Below are 10,445 nucleotides of genomic sequence, written 5' to 3'. Positions count from 1 at the left end.
TACAACAATGAAGTGGTTCCTATGCAGCAGGACATGCTGGAAATTAACGAGTATTTACCTGCCCCGCTGCATATTAAATTTGCAGAGCCAGCGTATTCTGACTTAAACCCGAGGAGTGAGGATTGATGGAAGAACTGATTGTTTTTATAAGGCAATGGGGGCAGCTGTGTTTGTTGTCGCTATTGGCCGCCGCAACGCAAATGTATATGTCTGGTACCCGAATTACTTTTTTTCATTATTTTATGTCGGTGCTGATGGCGATTTTGTCCGCGTACATTGCGGACAGTTTTTGTCGTTGGCTTGGCTTAGATGAAGGGTTGAAGACCGGCATCATTGGTATTGCCGCGTATGTAGCGCCGCATCTTTTAACGGGGGTTAATGCCCTGGCAAAAGCGGTATCAAAAGACCCTAAGCACTTTTTGGATATTATTATGAGGAATAAATCATGAGTTGGATCACTTCGTTGTTTAGTTTTATTTCAAAACCGATTGCAGATTTGTCTGGTAGCTATCGCGAGCGTAAACGGATTGCGGCAGAAATGGCGGCATCGATTGCGACTGCAGAAGGTAACCTTAAGTTGGCCAAGTTGGATGCAGAAGCCAAACGCTTGGCTAACCAGGAAGGTAACGACGCTGATTATGACCTGCAGGTGTTGAAGAACCGGCGCGAATCGATAATGGATGAAATTATTATTACGGTGTTTTTGGGATTGTTCATTGCCCACTTTGTGCCACAGCTGCAGCCGTATATGGCGGCAGGCTGGCAGGCCATGGGTTATAAAGGTGCGCCCTGGTACTTTGAATTTGTGATTGTGGGTATTGCTGTTTCTACGCTTGGGTTGATGCGATTGTTTCGAGCGTTCTGGGGAAGTAAAAATACTAAAGGGGTTGGTTAACGTTACCTGCTAAGTAAATATGAGATAGGCTATTAATGATCTAAAGGAAAGCCGAACACCAATGAGATTGTGTTCAGCTTTCTATCTTATAACCAAAGACTATCTTTTATTACAGGCTTATTTACCGAACATATCTGTTGTGTCTACGCCTGTTAAATCCCATGACTCCACATTGCTTTTCTCGAATAATTTAGCAACATAAAACATTTTTCTCATATCTGTTACGTTAGATATATCCCAGCGGTTAAGATCTTGGTTAAATACCTTAGATTTTTCGAACATACTGCTCATATCTGTCACGCTAGATGTATCCCAATAACTAATATCTTGGTTAAACTCAAAGGTTTGATAAAACATTTGATTCATATCAGTCACGCTAGATGTGTCCCAATAACTAATATTTTGGTTAAATGCCTTAGCACTAGAAAACATACGACCCATATCAGTCACGCTAGATGTATCCCAATGGCTAATATCTTGGTTAAATGCATAGGCATGGCTGAACATATTTTCCATATTCACCACTCTAGATGTATTCCAACGACTAATATCTTGATTAAATTTCTGGGCATAGTAGAACACTTGGTACATATCATTCACATTAGATGTATCCCAACGGCTAATGTCTTGGTTAAATGCTTTTGCATCCTGGAACATTCTTCTTATCGTCGTCAGATTAGATGTATCCCAGTCGCCAATATTTTGATTAAATGTCTGAGCACCATAGAACATCCGACTCATACCCGTCACATTAGATACATCCCAGCCACCAATATCTTGATTAAATAGCCAAGCTCTTTCGAACATACTACCCATACCAGTCACTTTAGATGTATCCCAACTGCTAATATCTTGGTTAAACGCTCCGGTAAACTGAAACATACCGTTCATATGGGTCACATTAGATGTATTCCAGCGTCCAATATCTTGGTTAAATACACTTGCATTATCAAACATATAAATCATATAATTTACGTTCGATATATCCCAGTCGCCAATATCTTGATTAAATGTTTTGCAATCCTTAAACATAAGGCTCATATCGGTCACGCTAGATGTATTCCAATAACCTATATCTTGATTAAATCCCATCGCACCTCTGAACATACCTTTCATACGAGTCACGTTAGATGTATCCCAATAGCCGATATTTTGGTTAAATGCAGCAGCATCGTAGAACATACGTGACATATCAGTCACATTAGATGTATCCCAATAACCGATATTTTGATTGAATGTTTTGTTACCCTTAAACAGGTTACTCATATTTGTTATATTTGTTGTTACAACACGAGTTACATCATCACCATCGGCAATCATCTTGCGCAGCATAGCTTCATCTACAACTGTATACGTTTTCCCATTAACAGTTCCAGTGTCGTTAACTTTCGCTGATAATGGCGCAACGATGGCTCCACTCATTTTGGATTTGTAAAACGCACCTGCATTTTCGCCCGCGTGTGCATTAAGTGACATCGCAGCTAAAAGAGCAACAGTCAGTATTTTAAACTTCATAATAAAAATTCCATGTATACACCCTGATTATTGAGGTGATGAAAATTGTAAAAAGTAACTCCCCGCATAGTCATAACGAGGTATTAAACTTGGTAAGTCATTGTATAATAAGTTTGTTTTTTATACTGACTGAATTGATAGGTGCTTTAACTGATTGGGTAGGTGTTTTAACTAGGTATCAGTTACTCTGCCTTTGAAGTTAAATGTATAGGGATTTTCATTGAAACAAAAAATGAGGGAAATGCTCTCGATATATTGGAATCGCCTGTCACTTTGTGTCACAATTTTGTGACTGTGGGAATTTCGGTTTCAACATTGGGGTTGATGCGATTATTTAGGGCCTTTTGGGGAAGTAAGAATTCTAAAGGGGCTGGTTAACGCTACCAGCTAAGTCAATGTGAAATAGGCGATTAATAATTTAAGGGAAAGCCAAACCCCAATAAGATTGGGTTCAGCTTTCTATCTTATAATTAGGAACTGTCTTTATTACAGACTTATCTACCGAACATCTCTGTCGTATCTATGCCTGATAAATCCCATGACTCCACATTGCTTTTTTCGAATGATTCAGCTTGATAAAACATTTTACTCATATCTGTTACGCTAGATATATCCCAGCGGTTAATATCTTGGTTAAATGCCTTAGAACTTTCGAACATGCTACTCATATTAGTCACGCTAGATGTGTCCCAATAACTAATATCTTGGTTAAATACGCGAGCTGAAGCGAACATTCTACTCATATCAGTCACGCTAGATGTATCCCAATAACTGATATCCTGGTTAAATACATCTGTACTGGCAAACATCCCATACATATTGGTCACGCTAGATGTGTCCCAATAACTAATATCTTGGTTAAATGCCTTGGTACCGTTGAACATACCACGCATATCAGTCACTTTAGATGTATTCCAACGGCTAATATCTTGGTTAAATACCGCAGTTTCGGTGAACATAAACGCCATACTCGTCACGCTAGATGTATCCCAGCCGCCAATATCTTGGTTAAATGCATGAGTACCGCCGAGCATGAATCCCATATTAGTCACTTTAGATGTATCCCAGCCGCTAATATCTTGATTAAATGTACTAGCACCGTTGAACATAGTGCCCATATTCGTCACGCTAGATGTATTCCAGCGGCTAATATCTTGGTTAAATACACGCGTATTACCGAACATAGCGCCCATATTCGTTACGCTAGATGTATTCCAGCCGCTAATATCTTGGTTAAATGCATGAGCAGAATAGAACATACCACTCATATCCGTAACATTAGATACATCCCAGTCACCAATATCTTGGTTAAATGCATGAGCACCGCTGAACATAGTATTCATATCAGTCACGCTAGTTGTATCCCAGCCGCTAATATCTTGATTAAATTTCTGCGCATCTCTAAAGAGCCATCTCATACTCGTCACTTTAGATACATCCCAGTCACCAATATCTTGGTTAAATGCCTCTGCATCCCAGAACATAAGTGACACATTCGTCAAGTTAGATGTATTCCAACGGCTAATATCTTGGTTAAATACCTCAGCACCCTTAAACATACCACGCATATCAGTCACTTTAGATGTATTCCAATCGCCAATATCTTGGTTAAATGCCTTAGCCCCCCTGAACATGTATGACATATCAGTCACATTAGATGTATTCCAACGGCTAATATCTTGGTTAAATACCTCGGCACCGTTGAACATATCTACCATATTAATCACATTAGCTGTATTCCAACGGCTAATATCTTGGTTAAATACCTCGGCATCTCTGAACATATAATACATATCAGTCACTTTAGATATATTCCAGTGTCCAATCAGCTGGTTAAATGCCTCTGCCCCCCAGAACATACCTGACATCCTCGTCACATTAGATGTATTCCAGTGTCCAATCGGTTGGTTAAATGCCTCTGCCCCCTCGAACATGTATGACATATCAGTCACATTAGATGTATCCCAGTAACCGATATTTTGATTGAATGTTTTGTTATCCTTAAACAGCTCACTCATATTTGTTATATTTGTTGTTACAACACGAGTTACATCATCACCATCGGCAATCATCTTGCGCAGCATAGTTTCATCTACAACGGTATACATTTGCCCATCAACAATGCCAATGTCGTTAACTTTCGCTGATGATGGCGCAACGATGGCTCCACTCATTTTGGATTTGTAAAACGCACCTGCATTTTCGCCCGCGTGTGCATTAAGTGACATTGCAGCTAAAAGAGCAACAGTCAGTATTTTAAACTTCATAATAAAAATTCCATATATACACCCTGATTATTGAGGTGATGAAAATTGTAAAAAGTAACTCCCCGCATAGTCATAACGAGGTATTAAATTTGGTAAGTCATTGTATAATAAGTTTGTTTTTTATACTGACTGAATTGATAGGTGCTTTAACTGATTGGGTAGGTGTTTTAACTAGGTATCAGTTACTCTGCCTTTGAAGTTAAATGTATAGGGATTTTCATTGAAACAAAAAATGAGGGAAATGCTCTCGATATATTAGAATCGCCTGTCACTTTGTGTCACAATTTTGTGACTGTGGGAATTTCGGTTTCAACATTGGGGTTGATGCGATTATTTAGGGCCTTTTGGGGAAGTAAGAATTCTAAAGGGGCTGGTTAACGCTACCAGCTAAGTCAATGTGAAATAGGCGATTAATAATTTAAGGGAAAGCCAAACCCCAATAAGATTGGGTTCAGCTTTCTATCTTATTACCAAAGACTATTTTTATTACAGGCTTATTTACCGAACATCTCTTTCGTATTTACACCTGATAAATCCCATGAATCCACATTGCTTTTCTCGAATACGTCAGCATGACAAAACATTCGACTCATATTTTTCACTTTAGATACATCCCAAAGGTTAATATCTTGGTTAAATACCTTAGTGTGACTGAACATATAATGCATATCAGTCACGCTAGATGTATCCCAATAACTAATATCTTGATTAAATGCATTAGTATAAATGAACATATAACTCATATCAGTCACGCTAGATGTATCCCAATAACTAATATCTTGGTTAAATGCTTTAGCGCGGTAGAACATTGCACTCATATTCGTCACACTGGATGTATCCCAATAACCAATATCTTGGTTAAAAAACTTAGTACCACTGAACATTGAATCCATATTCGTTACGCTAGATGTCTTCCAACGACTAATGTTTTGGTTAAATACATAAGTGTAACTAAACATTGACTTCATATTAGTTACGCTAGATGTATTCCAACGGCCAATATCTTGGTTAAAATTATTAGCATAAGCGAACATCCCCTCCATATTAGTTACGCGAGATGTATTCCAGCGGCTAATATTTTGGTTAAACGCCTTTGCCTCGTAGAATATTTTACTCATATTCTCCACCTTAGATACATCCCAACCACCAATATCTTGGTTAAATTCCTGAGTACCGCTGAACATTTGGCTCATATTCATTACGCTAGATGTATCCCAACCACCAATATCTTGGTTAAATGCATGAGCCTTATCGAACATATGCCTCATACACGTCACGTTAGATGTATTCCAACGGCTAATGTCTTGGTTAAATGTATAAGCCTCGTAGAACATACCAAACATCTTCGTCAATTTAGATGTATCCCAGTTACCAATAGGTTGGTTAAATGCCTTGGCTTTCCCGAACATCCAAGCCATCTTCGTCACATTAGATGTAATCCAGCCACCAATATTTTGATTAAACGCCTCTGCATGGAAAAACATACGGCTCATATCCGTCACTTTAAGCGTATTCCAGCCTTTAATTTCTTGATTAAATACTAGAGCACCATTGAACATATCTGACATAGATGTCACGTTCGATGTATTCCAGTTGCCAATTTTTTGGTTAAATGACTCGGCCCCGCTGAACATGCCTCTCATATCAGTCACATTAGATGTATCCCAGTTGCCGATATTTTGATTGAATGTTTTGTTATCCTTAAACAGGTTACTCATATTTGTTATATTTGTCGTTACAACACGAGTCACATCATCACCATCGGCAATCATCTTACGCAAGATAGCTTCATCTACAACTGTATATATTTTCCCATTAATAATGCCAGTATCGTTAACCTTCGCTGATGATGGCGAAACTATGGTTCCATTCAAGCTGGATTTGTAAAACGCACCTACATTATCGCTCGAACGTGCATTAAGTGGTGTCACAGTTAAAAGAGCCACAGTTAGTATTTTAAACTTCATAAAAATTCCATGTACGCACCCCGATTATTGAGGTGATGATAAATTGTGCAAAATCCAGAGTAACCACAAAGGGGTACGGGATCTGGTAAGCGATTGTATATTAAGTTTATTTTTTATGCTAATAGAATTGGTATAAATTAACTATCAATTTATCTTTAAGTAATATTTATAGAATTTTCATTGAAATAAAAATAGAGATAATGCTTTTTATAAAGTTGAATAGCCTGTCACTTTGTGACAAAAGGTGTCACAACTTTGACATTAGCGATCTTTAAATGATCGTTGAGATCCTTTATATATAAGGCTTTCGGGATATCAGCATGTCCATACTTATGTCAAAAACGTAAAAAATTGCGAAAACGCGGTAGGCGAAGAGGAGTGAATTTATCGGGGACTCACGCGCACGATTAAATGTTTTAGCATCAGCAGTGAAAGCCAGTTAGCTTTTCACTGCTGAATGAATTAACCCCTATTCACAGCGCAGAATTAACAGCCTTTCCACTGCTTCAACATTATTGTGCTTCTAGCGCATCAAGACGAGATAGCAGGCTTTGAATCAATAAATCCTGTTCTTCAATTTTATTCTGCAAATCATCGATACATATATTGTTTCTATCACACAACTGCATCTTTCCCCCCATGACAGCAAATGTATTATCATCCACCACATCAGGATAATTTGAAACGAACCCAGATAAGCCAATACCTACAGAGTAATCACCTGATACACTGACCCTATTTCCGAATGCCGTTGAATACCTACCTATTGCCTTTATATCACGTCCAAATGCTGTTGAGTATTCACCTGATGCTATTGTGGTGATACCCCATGCCGTTGAGCCACTGCCTGATGACGCTGTTCCATAGCCCCATGCCGTTGAGCCACTGCCTGATGAAGCTGTTCGGTTACCCCAAGCAGTCGACCCTGAACCAGATGCTTCTGTATCCTCCCCCCAAGCAGTTGAAGTAGTTTTAGATGCGGTGGCTCCGTTCCCCCAAGCAGTTGACGAATTACCAGATGCCGCGGTCCCTATCCCCCAAGAAGTTGAACGTACTCCAGAAGCTGTTGTCCCCTCTCCCCAAGCTGTTGACCTAGACTCAGATGCGGTTGTATCACGTCCCCAAGCTGTTGACATTTGGTCAGATGCTGTTGTCCTGACACCCCATGCCGTTGAGTAAGCTCCTAATGCAAAAGTGTCTTCACCCCATGCCGTTGCCCAAGTCCCTGGAGCACTACCTCCTCCCCACTCTGTTCCTGCGTAAGAGTGCGTGCTAATAGTAAGAGCAGCTAGAACCGATAGCGTTAATAATTTCCCTTTCATCATCATTTCCTAATTTAATAATTAATAGTAAAACACTTTTTAATATTTAAAGTCTTCATCAACAATTGCATATACTTACCCATTAGCAATGCCAGTGTCGTTAGCTTTCACTGGTGGTGAAATTACAGCTAAAAGGTAGTTTTATGTATAGTGACAGAAAGTGTTAGAACAAATAAATCATTGTATAATATATTTATATTACATATTTACTGAAGTTGTAGGTATTTTAACTGAATTTACGTTTAATCTGACTTTCATGTTAAATTTATGGGGGACTTGTATTGAAAAACAAGATAAATAAGCTCGGTACATTGGGATAGCCTGTTACCTTAGTGTCAAAAACGTAAAAAAATTGCGAAAACGCGGTAGGCGAAGAGGAGTGAGTTTATCGGGGTACGCCCGCATGATTAAATGTTTTCCTCAGCCATCAGCGGTGTCAATGTATTATGAGGAACATGTCATACAACTGTATAAAACAACAGCTTAATATCGTATAATTTACAGGTCAGTATGTGAATTAAGTGGATGTTTATGCGAGTAGTTTGCCCAGAATGCGGCGTTAAAAGTCGAATCCAGAAAACGAATAGGATTTCGAATAGCTATACAGATTTATACTGCAGCTGTAATAATGCGGAGTGTGGTCATTCGTTTGTTATGAATCTTAGTTTTAGTCATACGTTGAGCCCTTCAGCTAAAACAACAACGCAGATGGCCATTAGTCTGGTGAAAGGTTTAGCGCCCGAACAGCGCCAAGAATTGCAATTGCAGCTTTCAATATTGTAAACCAAAAAATCCTCACAATTGAGGGCTTGTTCAATACTCTAATAAGTTATCGACAGCACAAAAAAGCCGAGCATCAAAATAACTCGGCTTGAAAAACAATTTCATATGCAGAACTGAGGTTAAATAGGATAATTTATCTGACTAAAAGTGTTTTTCTGTAAAAACTACAAATTTTATTAAAAATCATTGGCAATAATCTCAAATAACTTTGTTACGTTATCAAAGGGTTTGTATTCCCATGGAGCATCAATAACTGAAATATTGGTCACACCTAATTTCGTTAATGCATCAATTGAGTAATACCATCCCTTAAAATCGGCTTCATCAAACTTTGAAAACGCTTCATTTTGGCCTAAGGTTGTTATCTTTTGCTCAACACCGATCATCGAAAAAAATAAGGCTTCACGCTTGAGTGCATGTTGTAAATATTCAGCCATGAATACTAAAATCGCTTTTCGTTCTTCTTCTGGTAATGTATCCAACTCACTGTCATCAAATTCAGTGCTACTCGCACCACCATGAAAACCAATGATTGCATTTTTACCAATGATTTTTTTCATACCACTTGGAAATACATAATTAGCACATGAAGAAAAACAGTAATCATTCACTTCAACATTCAACTTATTGGTGTACACAAATTCTGCAAGATCCATTCCTACGTTAATTTCACCACCTTTACTTTTTATCTTTAACGTATTTACCTGTTTATTTTTTCTATACAACTCAAATAACGTCGCATTAGCTTCCTCTCCAATATCTCCTTCATAGATCGCTTTATTACCATCTAACACTACTGTAGTTTCAGCTCCAGCCATTACTACTGGAGTGTCAGCTCCAGCCATTACTACTGGAGCATTACATAAAAGAGAAATTAAATACAAAGGGGTATAATAACGCATAGCCTTTCCTCTAAAGATACCTCGGGAGCTCGGGAAATAAATAATACCGAGCTTAAGTAACGATTCTGATTATTTAACTAAAAATAAGTTCCAGTATTCAAACATTTTATAAGTAAGTAAGTGTAAGCAATGGAATCAACACCAACTCCAATTATTAAATCATAACAATGTATTACACAGAATTTTGTATAAAACTAATTTTATTCTAATGAATTACTATCAAAATCATAAAATTAATCTGTTATTACAAATGATTAAAAAAATAACAATTGATACAGTCCAAAAAATAAAAATATAAACAAGAAAATGCGCTCTACATTAGAATTGAGGGTTTTGTTTTAATGGCACGCAGTCAACTCTAGATTAAATTATCACCCCCAATCCCAACTTTCCCAGTCTTCCCAACCGGGTATGTAATCGGATGTATCCTTAATTTCAGTTTCAGGACTGTTCCAACCATCCCAAATATTGGGTTCTTCGGGTTTTACATCGACCAGTTCTGGCGGGTGATACTTATCAGAACCTTCGACGTAATAGCCCTGCCTTAATTTCACGATATGGTCTTTATCAACTCTGATTTGAGCACCTTGGCCCATAACATTGACCAGGTGATCATCTAAATGAATACCGCGCCTTTTCAAAAGTGCTTTAATTCCAGTATTTAACCTGTCGCGTCTAGAGGGCGTACAGTTAGTGACAGAACTCCGAGAAGCCCCTTCGGGACTCATTAAACCCTCAGCACCTGCGGTGCTACTGGTGCTCGCTTCACTGTCGAGCAATGCTTGAGACTTGCG

At 38.4% G+C, this 10,445-nt stretch carries 9 protein-coding genes and 1 pseudogene; 4 read left to right on the top strand and 6 right to left on the bottom strand.

Features of this window, described 5'->3' with window-relative positions; translation table 11 throughout:
* From BT797_RS24640 to BT797_RS07805, 3 genes and pseudogenes are all read left to right on the top strand, one after another.
* Positions 1-126, top strand: a pseudogene (locus BT797_RS24640) (phage portal protein); the annotation flags it as partial.
* A complete protein-coding gene (locus BT797_RS07810) occupies positions 126-449 on the top strand; it encodes a hypothetical protein (protein WP_045109594.1) in 324 nt (107 codons plus the stop codon). The pseudogene BT797_RS24640 and the gene BT797_RS07810, both read left to right, overlap by 1 nt.
* A complete protein-coding gene (locus BT797_RS07805) occupies positions 446-895 on the top strand; it encodes a hypothetical protein (protein ID WP_075471590.1) in 450 nt (149 codons plus the stop codon). Before BT797_RS07810 ends, BT797_RS07805 begins: the two co-directional genes overlap by 4 nt.
* A gap of 117 nt (positions 896-1,012) precedes the next feature.
* Here the strand turns inward: BT797_RS07805 and BT797_RS07800 are convergent, their stop codons facing one another.
* The 4 genes from BT797_RS07800 to BT797_RS07785 all read right to left on the bottom strand — a co-directional run bounded on the left by BT797_RS07800 (position 1,013) and on the right by BT797_RS07785 (position 7,966).
* Positions 1,013-2,410, bottom strand: coding sequence for a BspA family leucine-rich repeat surface protein (locus tag BT797_RS07800; RefSeq protein WP_075471588.1), 1,398 nt, complete (start codon positions 2,408-2,410; stop codon positions 1,013-1,015).
* Positions 2,411-2,904: 494 nt separating this feature from the next.
* Positions 2,905-4,677 carry a BspA family leucine-rich repeat surface protein gene (locus BT797_RS07795; RefSeq protein WP_075471586.1) on the bottom strand — a complete coding sequence of 591 codons (1,773 nt, stop codon included), beginning with the start codon at positions 4,675-4,677 and terminating at the stop codon, positions 2,905-2,907.
* A gap of 494 nt (positions 4,678-5,171) precedes the next feature.
* Positions 5,172-6,644 carry a BspA family leucine-rich repeat surface protein gene (locus BT797_RS07790; protein WP_075471584.1) on the bottom strand — a complete coding sequence of 491 codons (1,473 nt, stop codon included), beginning with the start codon at positions 6,642-6,644 and terminating at the stop codon, positions 5,172-5,174.
* 512 nt (positions 6,645-7,156) lie between these two features.
* Entirely contained in the window at positions 7,157-7,966 is an 810-nt protein-coding gene (locus tag BT797_RS07785; RefSeq protein ID WP_075471582.1) for a hypothetical protein, read from the bottom strand.
* Between the two features lie 525 nt (positions 7,967-8,491).
* Here BT797_RS07785 and BT797_RS07780 point away from each other — a divergent pair.
* The gene (locus BT797_RS07780; RefSeq protein ID WP_339390690.1) at positions 8,492-8,749 is read left to right on the top strand and encodes an Ogr/Delta-like zinc finger protein; all 258 of its coding nucleotides are present in this window, start codon (positions 8,492-8,494) and stop codon (positions 8,747-8,749) included.
* A 176-nt stretch (positions 8,750-8,925) separates the two neighbouring features.
* On the opposite strand, the gene BT797_RS07775 is transcribed toward BT797_RS07780, so the two are convergent.
* Positions 8,926-9,651: a hypothetical protein gene (locus BT797_RS07775; RefSeq protein ID WP_139291653.1), complete on the bottom strand. Its 726-nt coding sequence runs from the start codon at positions 9,649-9,651 to the stop codon at positions 8,926-8,928.
* A 371-nt stretch (positions 9,652-10,022) separates the two neighbouring features.
* A partial coding sequence (locus BT797_RS23835) for a hypothetical protein (RefSeq protein WP_175545652.1) occupies positions 10,023-10,445 on the bottom strand: 423 nt, incomplete at its 5' end.

Origin of the sequence: Moritella viscosa (assembly GCF_900120065.1) — a bacterium.
Taxonomy (GTDB): Bacteria; Pseudomonadota; Gammaproteobacteria; order Enterobacterales; family Moritellaceae; genus Moritella; species Moritella viscosa.
The sequence above is the reverse complement of the archived record's forward strand: the minus strand, read 5'-3'. Positions and strand labels throughout refer to the sequence as shown.

What these genes read in the sequence shown, in the direction of transcription:
- BT797_RS07775 (WP_139291653.1), bottom strand. Translation starts at nt 9,651, where the DNA reads ATGCGTTATTATACCCCTTTGTATTTAATTTCTCTTTTATGTAATGCT.
- BT797_RS07800 (WP_075471588.1), bottom strand. Translation starts at nt 2,410, where the DNA reads ATGAAGTTTAAAATACTGACTGTTGCTCTTTTAGCTGCGATGTCACTT.
- BT797_RS07795 (WP_075471586.1), bottom strand. Translation starts at nt 4,677, where the DNA reads ATGAAGTTTAAAATACTGACTGTTGCTCTTTTAGCTGCAATGTCACTT.
- BT797_RS07780 (WP_339390690.1), top strand. Translation starts at nt 8,492, where the DNA reads ATGTTTATGCGAGTAGTTTGCCCAGAATGCGGCGTTAAAAGTCGAATC.
- BT797_RS07810 (WP_045109594.1), top strand. Translation starts at nt 126, where the DNA reads ATGGAAGAACTGATTGTTTTTATAAGGCAATGGGGGCAGCTGTGTTTG.
- BT797_RS07805 (WP_075471590.1), top strand. Translation starts at nt 446, where the DNA reads ATGAGTTGGATCACTTCGTTGTTTAGTTTTATTTCAAAACCGATTGCA.
- BT797_RS07790 (WP_075471584.1), bottom strand. Translation starts at nt 6,644, where the DNA reads ATGAAGTTTAAAATACTAACTGTGGCTCTTTTAACTGTGACACCACTT.
- BT797_RS07785 (WP_075471582.1), bottom strand. Translation starts at nt 7,966, where the DNA reads ATGAAAGGGAAATTATTAACGCTATCGGTTCTAGCTGCTCTTACTATT.